The 19606-nt window shown below is 33.8% G+C and carries 20 protein-coding genes; 16 read left to right on the forward strand and 4 right to left on the reverse strand.

Annotated elements, in window-relative coordinates:
• Positions 1–327: 327 nt before the first annotated feature.
• The 3 genes from P0Y49_08965 to P0Y49_08975 form a co-directional block, all read right to left on the reverse strand.
• The gene (locus P0Y49_08965; protein WEK21272.1) at positions 328–780 is read right to left on the reverse strand and encodes an RES family NAD+ phosphorylase; all 453 of its coding nucleotides are present in this window, start codon (positions 778–780) and stop codon (positions 328–330) included.
• A 2-nt stretch (positions 781–782) separates the two neighbouring features.
• Complete coding sequence (locus P0Y49_08970) at positions 783–1241, reverse strand: DUF2384 domain-containing protein (protein WEK21273.1); 459 nt, start codon at positions 1239–1241, stop codon at positions 783–785.
• A 63-nt stretch (positions 1242–1304) separates the two neighbouring features.
• Positions 1305–1667 carry a response regulator gene (locus P0Y49_08975; protein ID WEK21274.1) on the reverse strand — a complete coding sequence of 121 codons (363 nt, stop codon included), beginning with the start codon at positions 1665–1667 and terminating at the stop codon, positions 1305–1307.
• Positions 1668–1884: 217 nt separating this feature from the next.
• Here P0Y49_08975 and P0Y49_08980 point away from each other — a divergent pair, with 217 nt between their 5' ends.
• The 3 genes from P0Y49_08980 (at position 1885) to P0Y49_08990 (ending at position 3814) form a co-directional block, all read left to right on the forward strand.
• Positions 1885–2064 (forward strand): histone H1, encoded by a 180-nt coding sequence (locus P0Y49_08980; GenBank protein ID WEK21275.1) that lies wholly within the window; start codon positions 1885–1887, stop codon positions 2062–2064.
• Positions 2065–2127: 63 nt separating this feature from the next.
• Positions 2128–3123, forward strand: coding sequence for an L-glyceraldehyde 3-phosphate reductase (gene mgrA, locus P0Y49_08985; GenBank protein WEK21276.1), 996 nt, complete (start codon positions 2128–2130; stop codon positions 3121–3123).
• 40 nt (positions 3124–3163) lie between these two features.
• Positions 3164–3814, forward strand: a complete 651-nt coding sequence (locus P0Y49_08990) for a YceH family protein (GenBank protein WEK21277.1) — start codon at positions 3164–3166, stop codon at positions 3812–3814.
• 2 nt (positions 3815–3816) lie between these two features.
• Here P0Y49_08990 and P0Y49_08995 read toward each other — a convergent pair whose 3' ends face one another.
• Positions 3817–4266, reverse strand: a complete 450-nt coding sequence (locus P0Y49_08995) for a hypothetical protein (protein WEK21278.1) — start codon at positions 4264–4266, stop codon at positions 3817–3819.
• A gap of 479 nt (positions 4267–4745) precedes the next feature.
• Here P0Y49_08995 and tviB point away from each other — a divergent pair, with 479 nt between their 5' ends.
• The 13 genes from tviB (at position 4746) to P0Y49_09060 (ending at position 19465) form a co-directional block, all read left to right on the forward strand.
• A complete protein-coding gene (tviB, locus tag P0Y49_09000) occupies positions 4746–6038 on the forward strand; it encodes a Vi polysaccharide biosynthesis UDP-N-acetylglucosamine C-6 dehydrogenase TviB (protein ID WEK21781.1) in 1293 nt (430 codons plus the stop codon).
• Positions 6039–6068: 30 nt separating this feature from the next.
• Positions 6069–7511: a lipopolysaccharide biosynthesis protein gene (locus tag P0Y49_09005; protein WEK21279.1), complete on the forward strand. Its 1443-nt coding sequence runs from the start codon at positions 6069–6071 to the stop codon at positions 7509–7511.
• 106 nt (positions 7512–7617) lie between these two features.
• On the forward strand, positions 7618–8475 hold the full coding sequence (locus P0Y49_09010; GenBank protein ID WEK21280.1) for a glycosyltransferase: 858 nt from the start codon (positions 7618–7620) through the stop codon (positions 8473–8475).
• Positions 8476–8544: 69 nt separating this feature from the next.
• Positions 8545–9147 carry a sugar transferase gene (locus P0Y49_09015; protein ID WEK21281.1) on the forward strand — a complete coding sequence of 201 codons (603 nt, stop codon included), beginning with the start codon at positions 8545–8547 and terminating at the stop codon, positions 9145–9147.
• 25 nt (positions 9148–9172) lie between these two features.
• Positions 9173–10246 carry a glycosyltransferase family 1 protein gene (locus P0Y49_09020; GenBank protein ID WEK21282.1) on the forward strand — a complete coding sequence of 358 codons (1074 nt, stop codon included), beginning with the start codon at positions 9173–9175 and terminating at the stop codon, positions 10244–10246.
• Positions 10247–10261: 15 nt separating this feature from the next.
• A complete protein-coding gene (locus P0Y49_09025; GenBank protein WEK21283.1) occupies positions 10262–11551 on the forward strand; it encodes an O-antigen ligase family protein in 1290 nt (429 codons plus the stop codon).
• Positions 11552–11562: 11 nt separating this feature from the next.
• The gene (locus tag P0Y49_09030; protein WEK21284.1) at positions 11563–12621 is read left to right on the forward strand and encodes a glycosyltransferase; all 1059 of its coding nucleotides are present in this window, start codon (positions 11563–11565) and stop codon (positions 12619–12621) included.
• Positions 12622–12648: 27 nt separating this feature from the next.
• Complete coding sequence (asnB, locus tag P0Y49_09035; protein ID WEK21285.1) at positions 12649–14490, forward strand: asparagine synthase (glutamine-hydrolyzing); 1842 nt, start codon at positions 12649–12651, stop codon at positions 14488–14490.
• Positions 14491–14614: 124 nt separating this feature from the next.
• Complete coding sequence (locus tag P0Y49_09040; GenBank protein ID WEK21286.1) at positions 14615–15475, forward strand: class I SAM-dependent methyltransferase; 861 nt, start codon at positions 14615–14617, stop codon at positions 15473–15475.
• A 15-nt stretch (positions 15476–15490) separates the two neighbouring features.
• Positions 15491–16207 (forward strand): hypothetical protein, encoded by a 717-nt coding sequence (locus P0Y49_09045; protein WEK21287.1) that lies wholly within the window; start codon positions 15491–15493, stop codon positions 16205–16207.
• A gap of 59 nt (positions 16208–16266) precedes the next feature.
• On the forward strand, positions 16267–17175 hold the full coding sequence (locus P0Y49_09050; protein ID WEK21288.1) for a hypothetical protein: 909 nt from the start codon (positions 16267–16269) through the stop codon (positions 17173–17175).
• Between the two features lie 11 nt (positions 17176–17186).
• On the forward strand, positions 17187–18278 hold the full coding sequence (locus P0Y49_09055; protein WEK21289.1) for a glycosyltransferase: 1092 nt from the start codon (positions 17187–17189) through the stop codon (positions 18276–18278).
• Between the two features lie 65 nt (positions 18279–18343).
• Positions 18344–19465, forward strand: coding sequence for an NAD-dependent epimerase (locus P0Y49_09060; GenBank protein WEK21290.1), 1122 nt, complete (start codon positions 18344–18346; stop codon positions 19463–19465).
• Positions 19466–19606 lie beyond the last annotated feature (141 nt).

Below are 19606 nucleotides of genomic sequence, written 5' to 3' on the forward strand. Positions count from 1 at the left end.
TATTGAATATAAACAGAACGATAGCTTGATTTACAGGTTACTTTAGTGTTCTGTTAAAAAATGTAATAGAATAGCTTTTCAGAAAAATTCTGAGCCCCTGAATCGAAGAAGGTTAAAGGAATGATTCGGGGCTTAAATAATAAAGTCCTTACTTGTGGTTTGAAAGGTGAACCCTAATGGATAGTTCTCTCTAAAAAACTTTTTGAATAGGGCATAAGCCTGCAACTGACTTTTATTGTAAGTCACCATTAAGGCTTTATGAATTCCTATTTGCTCCATTTTTGCTAATGTCGTGAGCTTTTTTTAAAATTCAAAGTAAAATGAATATTATGACATTTTTATCCTTTTGTCAAAGATGAAATCTTCAAATTTTAATAGTTTTATGGATTTAAAATCAGGATGCAATGGGTTGATGACGTAATTATATTCAGCTTGGATGATGGACGAAGGTACCTTTAGGATAGCCGATTTTCTTTCTTTTATCCAATCTTCTCCCAATTTTTGAGTGATTGGTATTTGATTAAATTCGGTCCAGTTTGTCGGAAGTTTTTTCTGTTCGATCGTTTGCATACAAAGGTCGTCGGGTATTACAATGGTCATCACTTTAAAAAGATGGTTCAGTCCCACCTGGTTCCGGTGAACTACATTTTCAAGACAAGCTAATGAACGTGAGCCAGCAGTATATATCATTTCAATATCATTGGGATTCCAGCGGGCAGCTCTTCCTGAGGCGTTTAATGCAGTTGCATATTTAGCTAATGCAATACGAAATACTTGCATAATTAGGCCAAATCACCGTATTCTATCCTGATTAATTCTTCTTCAATAAGAGAAATACCAGTAATGGTATCCATCAAATCAAAGGGGATTTGATCGCCAAGGCCGTAAGAAGGCATATTGAGCCATTGATGAAATGCATCTGCTGAACCAAACACAGCTATACCCTTGTCGAATAAAGAGAACGATTTTAAAAGCTTTTCGCTTAAAGGAGCATCCAGTTTTGAAGAACTGGAAATATAATTTTGTATGGTTTTAACATTGGTTTTGAAAGTATCCTGGAATTCTTCTCTGCTGAATCCGGATAAAGTTAAAAAATCAAGAGCTGCTTTTGCAGATAAGCCTTTTTTAGAATTTGTAAGTAGACTTATTGAATTCTCATACAAGGATTGATATGGGGCTATTAGCTCAGCAACAACAGATATTTTAGTTTTTGTTTTATAGGGTTTTGAAGTTGCTGCCATAATTTTCGTATTTAAGGTTATTCAAATGTAAGAAAAATTTCTGGCATTACTGGAATTTTTTCTTTAAATAGGTAGTTGTTCTTTTACCTGATGAATAAAGTGATTAAGATCAAATGGTTTACTAATAAAATCATCTGCACCAGCTTCATCTAATGCTGATTTTTCAGCCGCATGAGCCGACATAATAATGATTGGAATATTTAACGTTGCCGCTTCTGATTTTAACTTATGACATATACTAATACCATTACCATCAGGTAGCATCACATCTAAAATGATCAAATTTGGTCTATGTACAAGCAAACCACTATAGAATGCCGCTGCAGTAGCAAAAGCTTCTACTTCATAGCCTTCTTCTACAAGCACATATTCAATAATAAACCTAATATCTTCATCATCTTCAACAAGATGTATAAAATTAGCCATGATTAATACTTCGCTTCCGGATAATTATTAATTGAATAACTTAGGAAATAACCATTTTATGACTCAAAAGGTTTTTAAAAATAATAAAGATCGAACACAGGCAGCAATAGAAGCCAGGTTCTGTAGGTTTATTTACAAAAAAATATATATTTGGCTTAAATTAAAATGGGATCGGTATAAGCAGCTTCCATATTATTAAAGAAAAAACACAAAAAACATGGAAAAATTTTCAAAAGTTAAAGAATTATTAGCATCTGTTGAGGCTGATGCAGAGAAATTTTATAGTGCAGGAAACAATGCTGCAGGTACAAGAGTGCGTAAAGCTATGCAAGATTTAAAAGTATTAGCTCAGGAGATCCGCACTGAAGTTACAGAGAAAAAAAATAGTGCTAAATAATATCTGATACTATAAATATCAGTAGCCTGCGCTTGTTGGCTACTGATATTTTCTATTTAAATTATGTCATACACTCCCAACAGTTCCAGGTACACACAGATGCAATATCGCCGATGTGGCAAAAGTGGATTAAAATTATCTGCAATTTCTTTAGGATTGTGGCATAATTTCGGCCATGTCGATCAGTTAGAAAATTGCAGTAACATCTTAAAGTTAGCTTTTGATCAAGGGATTACTCACTTTGATCTGGCTAATAATTATGGACCTCCTCCGGGTTCAGCCGAAGAAAATTTTGGACGTTTACTAGAACGAGATTTTTCAGGATATAGAGACGAAATGATTATTTCTACCAAGGCAGGTTATACCATGTGGGATGGTCCTTACGGCGATTGGGGCTCTAAAAAATACCTGGTATCTAGTCTTGATCAGAGCTTAAAACGATTAAAACTCGATTATGTTGACATTTTCTATCATCATCGTCCTGATCCTGAAACCCCTTTAGAAGAAACCATGGCGGCGCTTGATCTGGTCGTTCGCCAGGGCAAGGCTTTATATGTGGGGATTTCGAATTATAAACCGATTGAAGCAGCCAGAGCTATTCAAATACTGAAAGAACTGGGAACTCCGTGTATCATCCACCAACCAAAGTACTCCATGTACGAACGCTGGATAGAAGAGGGCTTGTTGGATATGCTAGGAAATGAAGGTGTAGGTTGCATTCCCTTTTCACCTCTGGCTCAGGGGATGCTAACTGATAAGTATCTAAAAGGAATTCCTGCTGATTCAAGGGCAGCAAAAGCACAAGGAGCCCTCCAACAAAACCAAATTACGGAAGAACGGTTAATACAGTTAAATCAATTGAACGCAATTGCGGAAAGGCGTGGACAAAAACTAGCTCAAATGGCTTTGTCCTGGATACTACGAGATGAACGCATTACTTCTGTTTTAGTTGGCGCAAGCAAACCTGAGCAATTATCAGATTCTTTAGCTTGTTTAAACAATATTACTTTCAGTAAAACTGAACTCGATCAAATAGAGCATATCCTTTCTGGTGTTTAAAATTAATGTAGCATAACATGATTTATTTCTATATTTAGAGATGGAATCTTCGCAAACTTTACCAATTCTTGACGGTGTCGAACTTCGCGTTTTAGGCGTACTAATGGAGAAATCGAAAACAACCCCAGAGTATTATCCTATGACAATCAATGCAATTGCGCTTGCTTGTAACCAAAAAACATCCCGAAAACCTGTGGTTCAATATGATGAGCAAACTGTAATATTGGCATTGGATACTTTAAAAAGAAAAAGCCTTGTCTCTACAGCTACCGGTGGCTCAAGCCGTAGTGTAAAATACAAACATAATTTCGCTATAGTATTTCCGGTTACCCCACCCGAAGTATCTGTAATTTGTTTGTTGATATTAAGAGGGGCGCAAACCCCTGGTGAATTAAACATAAACTCCGGAAGGATGTATGAGTTTGAATCACTTGATGAGGTGCAATCCGTACTCGAAAGACTTTCAGATCCTGAAATGCCTTACGTACTGCAGCTGCCTAAACGTGCAGGCCAGAAAGAGGTAAGATACGTCCATTTATTAGGAGGTGCTCCAGATCTTACCCAGATTGATCAACAAGATGAACCTTATAGCAGACCAGCTTCTGAGTTAGAAACAAGACTTACTAAAGTAGAGCAAGAGCTTGCCGAACTGAAAGTGGCTTTCGATAAGCTGATGAAAGAATTATATTGAGCTTAGATGCAAGATAAACTATGATCTCTTTTATCTATCCGATATTCTTTATCATGGTTATATCTGATAGAGCCTCTTGCTGTAATACTTCTAAAATTGCTTTTTGCTTCTGGCTTTGCATATTCACTAAGTAACTCAGTATACTTTTCTAAAAGTGTAATGTACTTATTCATCCAGTATTGGATAGAGCAATTGGCATTTTGATCTGTTTTTTCATGCCCCACATCCATTGTAGCCTGCTGTTTTGCATTTGCAAACTCCTCCGGAAATTCATTTGCAAAGTCATGATTTATTGCTTGCCCAATCTTGCAAATTGTTTCATGATTTAAATGTCCATGTTGAAACCAGTTATAAATGGATGTTCTACTAACATGTAGTATTCGTGATAGTTCACTGATTCCGATTTTTGTTCGGACAATGCGTTCTATCACATCCCCTTGATTTGATGTCATAATTAGTTCATAGGTTAGATGAAACTTACTATACAATAAAAAATGTCAAGATTAGAGGGATGAGCTAATCTTACTTAAAGTTATAAAAAATATTATCAATGAAACAAGAGTTATTTTTTTTTATAAAAATTATGTCCACTTATATCAAAGCGTATCAATTACCCAAAATGATTTTTTCGCCATAAATGGTTTTTTTGTAAACTTTTAAGGGGCGGGGGATTGTAAAGGTGTGTACACCCATGTGTGTAAATTATACAATTGTGCGAACAACTCTAAAAATCCTTTATCACCTAATGATATTTTGCATAGCTTTATTTCATGAAATTAATTGCTTATCAGGATCAATTATTATTTCATTCAAAAATCAGTGTATGTAACTGATGTAGCGAAGCTATATAAAATACAAGCTTAAAACGGATTGATTCTTTGCTATAGAAGTTGAAATCTAATCAAGTTCAAAATTTAATAAATCTAATATGATGTTAGACGCGCACACTAAAATCGCTATCATTGGCCTTGGGTATGTAGGCTTGCCATTAGCTGTAGAATTTGCTAAAAAGTATAAAACAATAGGGTTTGATATTAATGAAGAGCGTATAGCTGAGCTCAATTCTGGATTTGATCTTACACTTGAAATCAGTTCGGCCGACTTAAATCATGTGCTTACATATGATTGTACATCGCCATTGGGTTTATATTGTACCAATGATCTTGAAAAAATAAAAAGCTGTACCGTATTTATTGTTACAGTGCCTACGCCAGTAGATAAAAATAACCGACCCGATTTAACACCTTTAATTAAAGCAAGTATAACCGTTGGTCAGGTGCTTAAAAAGGGAGATATTGTAATTTATGAATCCACTGTTTATCCAGGTGTTACAGAAGACGAATGTGTGCCTGTTTTAGCTAAAACATCGGGCTTAGCGTTTAATGTTGATTTTTTTGCGGGCTATTCTCCAGAGCGTATCAATCCTGGTGATAAAAGCCATACTGTAGCCAATATTCTTAAAATAACTTCTGGCTCTACACCAGAAATAGCTGAAATTGTTGATCAGCTTTACAATTCTATTATTATTGCTGGTACTCACAAAGCTTCATCTATCAAAGTTGCAGAGGCTGCTAAGATCATTGAAAATGCACAACGCGATATCAATATTGCCTTTGTAAATGAGTTGGCTATGATTTTTAATCGTTTAGGAATTAATACTGACGAAGTATTAAACGCTGCAGGGACAAAATGGAATTTTTTAAATTTTAGACCTGGTTTAGTTGGTGGGCATTGCATTGGAGTAGATCCCTATTATTTAGCACAAAAGGCGCAAGAGGTTGGTTATCATCCTGAAATTATTCTGGCTGGACGTAGGGTAAACGACGGGATGGGGGCCTATGTTGCTGATCAGTTGATTAAACAGATGATTCAAAATAATACACATATCATTGGTGCTAAAGTGCTGGTTTTGGGCTTTACATTTAAAGAGAACTGCCCAGACGTACGTAACACCAAAGTAATAGATATTATTAACCGCTTAAAAGAATATAATGTAGATGTAACAGTTCACGACCCATGGGCAAATGTGGAGAATGCGAAACATGAATACGGTATTATTTGTGAGAATGGGGAATCGAAAACGAGAAAGTACGATGGAATATTATTAGCAGTTGCTCATCTAGAGTTTAAGAATATTGATTTGAGAGGTTTGTGTAAAAAAAATGGAGTAATATATGATGTGAAATCTGTTCTGCCTGATGAAATGGTAAACGCTCGTTTATAACCAATGGTCCATACCTTTTAAGGGGGAGTTATGAGTTTAAAAAGAAAAACAATAGCAGGTTTGATATGGACCTTTAGTCAACAGTTTGGCGTTCAGTTCATAAGTTTTTTTATAACTATTGTACTCGCACGGATATTAGCTCCTTTGGAGTTCGGTTTGATTGCCATGTTATCAGTTTTTATTTCGATAGGCAGTTCTTTAATGGAAAGTGGACTTACTTCTTCGCTTATTAGAGCAACAGATGCGGACCAAAAAGATTATTCTACTATATTTTTTTTTAATCTGATTGGAAGCGTCGTTATATATGCAATTGTATATTTTCTTGCACCATTTATTTCATTGTTTTATCATCAGGAAATATTAACTAATATACTGCGGGTTTATTCACTGTCCTTTATTTTGAATGCCTTTTTTGAAGTTCAGAATGCAAGGTTAACAAAGGATATGAATTTCAAACTACAGATGCTCATTCAAATGCCTGCTGTTCTATTTGGTGGAATTTTGGGAGTAACGCTAGCTTGGCTGGGATTCGGGGTTTGGAGCTTGGTGTGGATGAATTTATTCCAATCCTTTTTAATAACCGCACTGCATTGGATATTTTCCGGTTGGCGACCAGATTTTGTATTTGATAAAGCAAGTTTTAAAAAACACTTTCATTTTGGCTATAAAATGACGTTGTCTGGAGTGTTGGAAACTATCTATAAAAATATTTATGTGTTGATAATTGGCAAAAGCTATTCTGCGGACCAGCTCGGTTATTATTCCAGAGCTGATTCTATTAGTCAGTTACCAATTGGAAACATTTCAGCAGCTTTAAATAAGGTTACTTATCCCATGTTTTCATCTATTTCAGATGATAATGGAAAATTGAAAGATGTGTACAAAAAATTAATGCAGCAGGTGATTTTTTGGAATGCACCTGCATTAATTTTCCTATGTGTAATTGCTGAATCTTTATTTCGGTTTTTAATAACCGAAAAATGGTTGCCCGCTGTGCCTTACTTTCAGATTTTATGTATTGCAGGTATTATGTATCCTTTACATTCATATAATTTAAACATTTTGAAAGTTAAAGGGAGAAGTGACCTGATTTTAAGACTCGAATTAATAAAGAAAACAATAAGTATAATAGGCATATTGTGTGTTATACCGTTCGGGATTTACGGGCTGTTATATTTTCAGGTGTTTTTTAATTTTATAGCGTATTACATCAATTCAATTTATAGTGGGAAGCTGATTAATTATCCAATTAAAGAGCAACTGGAAGATATATCCCCAACTATAGGACTGTCTACCTGCATCGGTCTGATATGTTATTTTTTTGATACTTTTTTAGCTCATTCATTTAAACTGCCAGATCTGGGCAGGATTATGATTGCCGGTATTGTATACTCGTCTACTTACTTGGGCTGTAGTAATTTGATACAGCTTACTGCAATAAATGATTTCAAACAATTAATTCTAAGAAGATGATGTCAGTATAGCCTTTTCTTTAAAATATGAAGGAATATGATGGCTATTTAAAGATTTCAAAAGTACACTAACTGATTTTTTTTTATTAATTTATAACTACTTCGAAATGTATAATGATGAAATTATTGTAAGTGTTTGTTGTATAACATATAACCATGAAAAATACATTGCTGCTGCAATCGAAAGTTTCTTAATGCAAGAAACAGAATTTCGATATGAAATTCTCATTGGAGATGATTGTTCAACAGATAATACAAGAAAAATTATTGAGATGTATTGTGAAAGATATCCCGGAAGGATAAGATTAATTTCTCCGTCAAGAAATTTAGGGGGTATAAGGAATCAAATCGCCCTGGTAAATAGAGCGAATGGGAAATATATTGCGATGTGTGATGGGGATGATTTTTGGACAGACCCCTTTAAATTGCAAAAGCAAGTAGACTTTTTAGAAGCCAATCCCGATTATGTTATTTGTTGTCATTATACAAAAGTTATTGATGACAATTATAATACAAAATATGTACATCCTTCGCCAGTGCCTTTAGAATTTACTTATGAAGATTTACTTTTTGGTAAACGAGAAGAAACCAGGATCTGTTCATTAATGGTAAATAACACAGCAGAAGTTAGAAGTATAGGTAAAGAACACTGGTATTTTGACACCTATGGTGCTGATGTTATATTTAAACTACATGCAACATTAAGCACAAGAAAAAAAATTTATGTTTTACCTGAAGTAATGGGTTGTTACCGCATACACGCTGGGGGTATTTGGAGTATGGCACTTCCAAGAATAAGGAAACGAAGGATGATTAATGATTTCAATTTAGTTATTAAAAAGTTCAGTTATTCGTCATTCCAGAAAAGAGAGTTATTGAAAATATACATGAAGCAATACTTTCTTTTTGATCTCAGAAGTTTTAAAATTGAAAATGCTTTTAAAACCATTGCAACCTTATTGTAAGGTTTGTCAAATTGATCAATAATATTTTAGAATCCAGAGAATACCTTTCCAACTCTAATTATAATCATTATGAGGGCTAAAAGAATATTTGATTTTATGGTGTCACTAATTGGAATAATGCTATTAATGCCAATTCTTCTTATTATCTCTTTATTGATTTGGATGGATTCAAAGGGGGATATATTTTATAAACAAACACGTGTTGGACTAAATAAAGTTGACTTTAAATTGTTAAAATTCAGAACCATGTTCTGCGGTGCTGAAAGCTCTGGTCTTTTAACTATTGGTGACCATGATAAGCGTATAACGCGAATAGGTTTTTGGCTCCGCAAGTATAAAATTGATGAGCTGCCCCAATTATTTAATATTTTAAAAGGGGATATGAGTTTTGTGGGGCCCAGACCAGAAGTAAATAAATATGTAGAGCTTTACGATTCGATACAGCAAAGGGTGCTTAGTGTTAAACCTGGGATTACCGATTGGGCTTCTATACAATTTGTAAACGAGCCACAGCTTTTAGCAAGCTCAAAAAACCCGGAAGTTTTTTATATAGAAAATATTATTCCGTATAAAATTATGCAAAATCTTAAATATATAGATCACAACAATTTATGGATTGATATAAAAATCATTTTGCTAACAATAAAAAGCATTGTTCTTAAACATAAATGATAAAAAATCGCTTTAAATATCAAATATGAAGAGCCTGAAAATTCTCGATTGGCCCCAAAAAAGATTTTATTCAGAAACACATCCATTTCACAAATGGAGTAGCCAATTAAAAGAGAGCGGAATAAAAGTAGAATTTTATTTTGACCATACTAACGAGGGTTTAAAAGATGCAGATTATTTGATTATACATTCCAGGTATTTTGAGGATGGCTGGCAAAATATCTTCAGGAGAACGGAAAAAAATGAAGAAGAGCTAATAAATTTTCTCATAGGAATTAAGAAAACTGTTGGAAAGCTGATTTGGTTTGATGCTGCTGACTCTACAGGATCCAGCGATTTTCCGATTATAGAATTTGTAGATATCTTTCTGAAAAAACAGATTCTAAAAAATATTGATTACTATGCTGAAGGAAGAAATTTACGTATCTGGTTAAATAACAATGATTTTGAAGAAACACTTAGTGGTTTTAAACAGTGTTCAAAAGATCAGCTATACAAAATAAAAGTTGGCTGGAACATTGGTTTAAATGATTACAGAACATACGGATATAAACTGACAAGGTTAAGTAATTATTTAAGCTATAATATTTATCCAAATAGATTCAGTGTAGTAGATAAGGAGAGAAAGTTTGATTTAATATTTCGCGGCACCACACATAATTCCGATGGTTTAGCTCAGGCAATTTCCTTTCAGAGAAACAAAGTAATAAGAATGTTTGATACACTGAATTTTCACACATTACGAGGCAATCCTGTCCCAAAAAACATATACTGGCAGGAGTTAAGGAATTCTAAGGTAAGTATCAGCCCTTTTGGCTGGGGAGAAATATGCTACCGTGATTTTGAAACGCTCATTTCCGGCTCCTTGTTAATAAAACCATCTATGGAACACCTGGAAACATATCCAAATATATACATACCGAATGAAACATATATTCCGGTGGGTTGGAATTTGAATGATTTGGAAGAGAAATTGGAAGATTTGATAAACAATTATAGTTCTTATAGACATGTAGCAGAAAATGCTCAGGAATTATATAAAACAACTATTAATAATGCCGAATTATTTGTGAATAGAATAAAACGGATGATTAATTAATCAAATAAATTAAGTATGAAATTTATTACTGTTGTATTTATGATTTTGTATTTGTATGCATTATCATTTGGAGTCTTTTTTACTGAATTCTTTAGAATTCCCGCTCCCATATTGTTTGGTTTTCCATTGGTATTTGTTTTTAAAGAAGTTGGGTCTTCTTTTATGTATGTCAAAGAAATTCTGATTTTTTCCCTTGCATTTTTCTTTTATTACATAGTAGGGGTGGATGACTATAAACTCTTCACTGTTAATATAACATCAATTCTCATTTGCGCACTTTATTTTAGCTATTTCGTTGGCCCAAATTCGGAGAGATTTAGGCTTTCTATTCTGATATTCTTTTCTCTGCTTGCATTTTCCGCAACTGTTATGGTACTTAATCATTTTAACGAGAGTTATATTAATAGCCTAAGAGGACTGTTAGCCGGTCAGGAAGTCATTCAAAGCCCCTCTGGTATAGCAGCTTATCAATTTACTTTTGGATATCAGTTGGCTGCCCTTACTCCCTTCATTTTTATTTATGCGTATTTATTTAAAAAAAGATGGCTAATTAAAGCTTTGGCACTATCAATTTGTCTCATTTTCATTTTTTTGGGTATGCAAAGGTCCGTGTTTGTCGGATTCATTGGTTCGGTCTTAATATTTTTGTTAATCTACTATAAGTATAAAGCTGTTTACATCATTGGTATAGCAGTACTTGCTAGCATACTATTATATACATATGTACTGAAAGATAGTTTTGATAGCAAAGGTAGGGGGGCTGAAAATATTATGGTTAAAAATGAGCAGGACGATGGTGAATATAACAGATCAATACTTCTTAAAGAGAATTTAAGAATCTATTCAGAATACCCCTATGGTCTTATATTTTATGGAAAAAACTGGGGCGACGTAATTTACCGTAATCAAGTATTTAGATCTGGGATTACCTCGCATAACGCTTATGTGATGTTTTTTACTTATCTAGGCCCATTTCTTGGTTTTGGACTTCTTATAGCCTTATATTATAAAATAATTGGAGCATTTAAAAGCATTCTTAATCATGCACGAGAAAAAAAATATGCTTTACTTATTTGTTTGATTCTCTCTTTTTTAGCAGTTACTATTAATTCTTTATCACATAATGCCTGGCTTTTAAGCGCAGATGGTCCAACGGTTTTTTTATTTTTTAGTATACTACATTATCTGAAAATTCAAAAGAATAATAAACATTTAGAAGAAACCGAAAATGTTAGGAATAATCACCCGGAAGTCCATATAAATTGGAAAATGAATGGTGAATTGGAAGATAGAATTTTAATATGAATCGCCGCAAAATGAAAAAAAAAATATTCTTTATAGTGGCTTCACTTGGAGCTGGTGGTTCAGAACGTGTTTTTTGGATTTTGTCGCAAGGATTTAATAAAAAACTCTATGATGTCAGCGTTGTGTTTTTAGATTCAAGTGATAAGTGTTTCTCTATGGATATAGAAGACGTTGATTTCATTGACCTCAAAACTTCAAAAGCATCTTTATCATTTTTTAAATTACTTAAATTAATCAAAAAAGAAAAACCGTTTGCTGTATTTTCTACTACAGATCACATAAATATTCTGGTTGCATTAGTTTCGTTATTTGTGACTATACCTAATCTGATCGCCAGGGCATCTAATATTCCTAAGCAAATGAGACATTTTGATGGGTTAAAAGCAAAATTCTGGAACCTTTTTACTCAATTTTCTTATAAAAAATTCCACGTGGTTGTATGTCAATCCAAAGAAATGAAAGAAGCGATTGCTGAGGAATTTGACATCCCCGATGAAAAACTTGTCATAATTCCAAATCCTGTTTTATATACAGGTTTTATTAAAGAAAAAATCACTTCATCTGTTCAAAAGAAATTGATAATTGTTGCGCGTTTGGCAAAGGAGAAGGGATTTGACCGCTTACTTAATATATTCAAAGAACTACCTGAAAATTATACCTTAACAATTGTTGGAGATGGACCATTAAGAACCGAAATCATTTCAAATGTAAAATCATTAAAGATTGAAAACCGGATTTTTTTTTCAGGTCAAATTACAGAGGTAAACAGTCTCATTACAAAACATGATCTTATGGTACTCAGTTCATTTACTGAAGGCTTCCCCAACGTTGTATTGGAGTCATTATCGGTGGGCATACCAGTGGTTACCTTTAGGGTTGGGGGCGTTTCTGGCCTTATCCGAAATGGCTTTAATGGTTTTATTGTAGAGCAGGACAACCTTGAGGACTTTAAAAGGCAGATTCTAAAAGCTTGCTCAAAAAAATGGGATTCTTTGGCTATAAAAGAAGATGTCTATCAAAAATGTGCTTTGGATAAGGTGGCTGTAAAATATGAGAACTTAATGGCTTAACTGATTATAGATATAACAAATAAAATTATGTGTGGTATATACGGATCGACTATTAAATACAGTGATGAGATTATTAAAGCTAAATTGGCTAAAATCAATTTCCGGGGACCTGATTATTCGGCATTTCAGCAATTTGAAGGCCTTGTACTTGGACACAATAGGTTATCTATAATAGATCTCGATCCCAGGTCTAATCAGCCATTTTCCTATCAACATCTTAAAATTGTTTTTAACGGTGAGATTTACAACTATCAAGATATTAAAACGAATCTACAAAAGAAAAGCTATCATTTTAATACCACATCAGATACAGAAGTTATCTGTGCTGCCTATTTGGAATATGGACCGGATTGTGTTAAACAATTTAATGGAATGTTTGCCTTTACCATTTATGATTCTATTAAGAAAGAGCTTTTTGGGGCAAGAGATAGATTTGGAAAGAAACCATTTTATTTTAATCATAAAGGGACGGATTTTGAGTTTGCAAGCCAGCCATCTCAAATTAACACCGGAAGGTATTTAACGGTAGATGAACAGGCTATTAATGAGTATTTTATATGGGGGTATATTCCGGAGCCCAGATCAATCTGGAAAGAAGTTAAAAAGCTTCCGGCAGGACACTGTTTTAAATATGATCTTTATACTGGTTCTTTAAAAATAGATAAATATTGGGACCTGGATTATAAATGGGATAATAAGTTTGAAGGCAGTTATTTGAATGCAAAAGAAAAATTAGGAGGGATATTGTATGATGCTGTTAAGATAAGAATGCAGTCGGATGTACCTTTAGGAGTGTTCCTTTCAGGAGGTATTGATTCTTCTTTAATAGCAGCTTTAGCTTCACAAATGGTGGGTCATGTTAAAACTTTCTCTATAAAATTTAATGAAAAAGGCTTTGATGAAAGCATATATGCTGAGAAAGTAGCTAAACATCTATCAACCGAACACCATGTTATCGAATGTAATTACGCCGAAGGCATTGAGCTTATTCATAATTACTCTAAATATTATGATGAGCCCTTTGCAGACTCTAGTGCAATACCTATGATGTTGTTAACCAAACATACTAAGAAACATGTAACGGTAGCATTGAGTGGCGATGCCGGCGATGAAGGATACCTTGGATATCACAGATATAAATGGATTAATACTATTCAGTCATTATTTAGATTTTCTCTGCCCTTCAGACAAACTATAGCCTCAGTGATTAATCTTTCTCCAAATTATCGTCATAAACTGATCGCTATGGGGATCTCCCTTAAAGATATAGAAACCTTATATGTTAAAATGCTGGGTGGCATGGAGAATTCCTGGGTGCTGGAAAAAGATCTGGGACTCAATAATCCCTTCATGCATATATTAACAAATCCAGCTAAACCACTATTGGAACGCATTTCTGATTTTGACATTAAAACATACCTGGTTGAAGACATCAATACTAAGGTAGATAGAGCTTCTATGGCTTTCTCTTTAGAGTCTAGATCTCCGCTTATGGATTACAGAATAATTGAATTTAGCAGAAGTTTGCCTAGTAGCTTTAAGTTTAATTACGGAACACAGAAGAAAATTATTAAAGACATTCTTTTTAACTCTGTACCTGCAAACTTTTTCAACAGGCCAAAAGCTGGTTTTACCATGCCACTTCAAGATTGGTTTAGGAATGAGTTAAAGGAATATGTTTTAGACCATCTTACTGTATCCGAATTAAAGAGTATTCCTGGTATAAATGTAAAAAGAACACAAGAAATTATTCAAGAGCATATGACCGGAAAATGGAACCGATCTCCTCAAATTTGGAAATTATTAGTGTTATCTCAATGGTTAAAAAAACAGAAAAACAAGTTAAGACCCGAAGCCATATTCGCTTAATTTCCTTTTATCGTTGTACTTTTTTGATTGTCATTTACATTTAAAAATATGTTTTAATTAAAAAAATGGAGTTCAGAAACCATTAAAAAAAACGAGACAGGAATAAAAATCAAAACTGAGAAAAATGATACTAAAACGAACATTAAGACAGATTTTGCCGGATTTTGTTAAATCTAACATCCGTACATTAATCAGGACAAAAGAATTAAAAGAATTCAATTTACTAAAAGGAGTAGATTGTTTCACAGAAAACTTAATGCCTAAGAAAAATACGTCTTTGTCTGATATTTTCAATTCGGATGAGATCCGAACATTTTGGGAAGAGTCAAAAAAAGAAATAGATATTTTTAATGTCCCTAATGGATCAGGAGGTGTGAATCCGGGTGACAGAAGAGCTATATATTATCTCATCAACAAGTTTAGGCCAACATCTGTTCTGGAGATTGGAACTCATATAGGGGCGTCTACTATTAATATTGCTGCCGCTCTTTTTAAAAACCAGAAAATGGATGGTAATCCTGTTAATTTTACTACCCTTGACATCCGGGATGTGAATTCGACTTCAGAAAAACCATGGATAGAATATGGGACTAAATATGCGCCCATTCAAATGATAAATGAGTTAAATTATGGGGAAATTGTGAGCTTTGTTACGGGTAATTCGTTAAAATACTTAGAAAATAGTCGGGAGAGATTTGACTTTATATTCCTTGATGGGGATCATTCGGCAGCGACCGTATATAAGGAAATTCCATTAGCGCTAAAATCACTCAAAAAAAATGGAATTATTTTGTTGCATGATTATTATCCCGATGGCAAACCTTTATGGTCTGATAACTTTACTATTTCAGGTCCTTATTTAGCTACCGAACGTCTTATTAAAGAAGGCGCTGATTTAGTTGTTTTACCTTTGGGTGCTTTACAATGGCCAACAAAATTTAATTCCAATATTACGAGTCTTGCATTATTAATGAGAAAAAATTAATCTATCCAATTATTTATGCTTTGTGTTAAAATTAAGGTCACACGTTTTTTAAACCGCAAAGTAGTTTGGTACAGTTCCAGACCTAGTATCTGGAACTGTTTAACTACTCTGTACAAGCAAAGTACTCATCGTAAACCTGTCTTAGGTTATAAACGAGAGAATTTTTTTACAAAAGTTGTAGATCTAGCTCAAGATGAAAACCAGTTGCTGGCAAGCTTTGAAAAAAATACGAGTTATGAAATCAGAAGAGCCGAAAAAGAACATATCACTACCTCTGTAGAACTGAACGTTGAGCATTTTAAAAATTTTTACAATCAGTTTGCAAAAATAAAAGGCCTGGGTCTCTTAAATAACAGCATCAACCATTACGATGAGAACTTAGTCATTACAAAGGCTGAATATGACGAAAAAGAAGTTGTGATGCATTCTTATATTATAGATAAGAGTTTAAAACGTGTAAGACTATTTCATTCAGCTTCCTTGTTCAGGAATGTAGCAGATTCTCAGACGCGAGCAATTATTGGCCGTGCTAACCGCCTGCTTCATTTCATGGACATGAAATATTTCAAAAAGCTAGGCTTTATAGAATATGATTTAGGAGGCTATGCCATGGATACCAAGGATGAAATACTTTGCCAGATCAATAAATTTAAAGATAGTTTTGGCGGAAAATTAAAATTGGAAAGTGATTACCTGCCTTACCCGATGGTGTTAATATCAAAAATTATATAAAGATCATTGCGATTCTGAAAATATTTCATAGAGCACTTACTGCATTAAAATTGGATATTATGTATACTCCCGTAAAAAACAAATCCACAATAAATCTGATTGCTAAATTGTTCACAGCTGATAAATGGAATATAGGTTATGTATGGCAGACCCCTGAAAGTCTGATTTCAAACAAAGGACTTCTCTCCAAAATATCATGGTTAAAAGAAGACAGATCAGATTATTCTGCTGATCCTTTTGCAATAAAAATAGGTAATGATGTTTATATCTATTACGAGGAGCTGAATTTTTGGGAGGGCAAAGGTAAAATTAGAGTAATTAAAAATTTTGACTTTAAAAATAAAGAAAAGGTGTCTGGGATTTTACCCGAAGGTATTCATTTGTCTTACCCGTATATTTTTAGAGAAGCATCAGATTTTTATTGCATACCAGAAACTTCTGAGGCCCTGGAAGTAGCTCTGTACAAGCTAAAACCAGAAGGTTGTACTCAGTTGCAAAAAAAAAGAGTTCTATTGGACGGTGCTGCCTATGTAGACAGTTCTTTAATATTTTATAAGGATAAGTATTGGATTTTTACCAGTATTTCACAAAAGAAGAATGAATTATATATTTTTTATGCAGATACATTAGATGGGGAGTTTACCGGACATGTTTCAAACCCAATAGCTGTGGAAAGTAAAGAATGTAGGGGAGCGGGAAACTTATTTATTGTTGACGGAGAACTTTACAGACCATCCCAAAATTCAAGCCGCCGTTACGGTGGGTCGATAATGATTAATAAAATCACCAGACTTACTGAAAACGCTTTTTCACAAAAAACTGAATTTGAATTATCTCCGGAAGCACCTTATAATATGGGACTACATACTATAAGTTTTGTGAATGACAGGATATTTTTGGATGGTAAAAGAAAAGTGTATTCTGCCATCATGCCTTTGAAAAAAATGGTAAGACGAATCCGTTCATAATAATTTTTAAAATGAATTCTCCTGCTCAAAAGTTACTATTTATTTCCATGTCCAATTATGCTGGCGGGGCAGAAAATATCTTACGTATGGCAGCGGCTGTAACGAATAATCCTTTAATTTTTCTCAAACGCTTATTTAATTCCCGTTTGCTTATACCTAAAGGACAAAGCGTACAATATTTAACAGAGGGGCCAATGTTGATTGGGTTTTTAATGCTTGTAAAAGCACTTTATCCTTACAGAAAGGGATATACAATTATAAGCACGCATCCTTATCTTAATTCATATTTAGGTTTGCTTAAACGTATAGGATACATAAAATCAAATTTGATTGTCCGTGAATGCACTTGCGTATTTACCCGTTACACCGGCGTTAAAAGATTAAGTTATCAGATTGCATATAAATTGGGTTATCCGGCAGTTAACTTAATCATATGTCAGACAGAAATAATGCGGAATCAACTGCTGAAACAAAATAAGTTTATTCCAAATGACAAAATCCTAATTAAAGAAAATCCGATTGACTTAAATCAGATATTAAAAAAAGCTGAGGAGCCTTTATATGAGAATCTTGAGGATTCAGATTTTATTTGCACTGCAGGACGCCTGATTCCTGAAAAGGGTTTTTCAATATTAATACGTGCATTTGCAAATATTGCAGGTCAGTATAAAAATTTAAAACTATTGATTTTAGGGGAAGGTCGTGAACGAGAGCGGCTTCATAATTTAATAAAAGAAACCGGTCTGGAGGGACGGGTAATTCTCAAAGGCCACATTGATAATCCCGTTTCTTATTTTAAAAAAGCAAAACTATGTGTTGTTTCTTCTATTATAGAGGGATTTCCTAATGTTTTACTTGAAATGATGGCCGTAAATGACGCTGTTATTTCTACACTTTGTGCAGGTGGTATTGACGATATTCCATCAATTATTAAAGTAGAGGTCAACAACATTCAGGCCTTGTCACAGGCCATAAAGGCACTTATAATAGACAGGGAAATAAATAAAGTGCCTGATAGAATGAAGTACCTGAAGAGTCGAACACCAAAAATCTTCATTAATTCTATTTTAAAAGAGGCAAAAAGAGTTAACTATCAATTTTGACGATAGTTCTATATTCATAAATCAACGCTTTAAATAATCTTAATTCATTATTAAACCTTAATCGTATGAAAATTTTAGTAACAGGCACCGCCGGATTTATTGGCTTTCACTTGGCAAACCGTTTATTAGAAAGAGGGGATGAAGTGATTGGGATGGATATAATTAACGATTACTATGATGTTAATTTAAAATACGCCCGTCTGGAAGAGAGTGGTATTTCTAAGGAGCTAATTGCATACAATACACCTGTAAAAAGTACAAAATACAACAACTACACATTTATTAAGCTGGACCTGACTGATAAAATAGGTCTGCATGATCTATTTAGTACTTATCATTTTGATGTTGTATGTAATTTAGCAGCGCAAGCCGGTGTACGATATAGTTTAACAAATCCTGAGGCTTATTTAGAGTCAAATATTCACGGATTTTTGAATATTCTGGAATGTTGCAGGTATGCAAAAATCAAACATTTATTGTATGCAAGCTCCTCAAGTGTTTATGGTTTAAATAAGAAAATGCCATTTTCTGTTAATAACAATGTTGATCATCCGATTTCTTTATATGCCGCATCTAAAAAAAGTAATGAGTTAATGGCACATGCTTATAGTCATCTTTTTAATTTACCAACTACAGCTTTAAGGTTTTTTACTGTTTATGGTCCCTGGGGTAGGCCTGATATGGCTTTATTTATTTTTGCGAAAGCCATAATGGAGGGCAAGCCAATAAGAGTTTTTAATAATGGAAATATGAGCAGGGATTTTACTTACATAGATGATATTGTTGAAGGCATAGTGGAGCTGGTAGATAAACCAGCAGTACATAATGCAATATGGAACGCCTTTGAGCCAGATCCAGCAAGTTCTAAAGCCCCATATAGTATATTTAATATAGGAAGGGGTGCGCCAGTAAGTCTTTTAGAGTTTATAAATGAAATAGAGCATAATATTGGTGTTATGGCCAATAAGGAATATCTACCAATGCAAGATGGTGACGTAGCAGACACTTGGGCTGATATCTCCAGATTAAAGGACGAATTAAACTATACGCCCAAAGTATCAGTAAAAGAGGGGGTACATAACTTTGTAGAATGGTATAAAATGTTCTATTGTTCAAATAAGGAGGTGAAAAAGCGCTCAAGAATTAAAACAGCCGATCAAAACGCCATATTTACTACCAGGATTTAACTTTTATTTTGTTGTGTAATGTCATTTTAATGTCATTTAATATTGATGTTTAATATTTGTGAATCTACTTCACACTAGTCATAACTGCTAAAAATCGGCTGTGATTTGCAAGTGTGGACATTTTTACCCATTTTGGGTACT

The organism is Candidatus Pedobacter colombiensis (assembly GCA_029202485.1).
GTDB lineage: Bacteria > Bacteroidota > Bacteroidia > Sphingobacteriales > Sphingobacteriaceae > Pedobacter > Pedobacter colombiensis.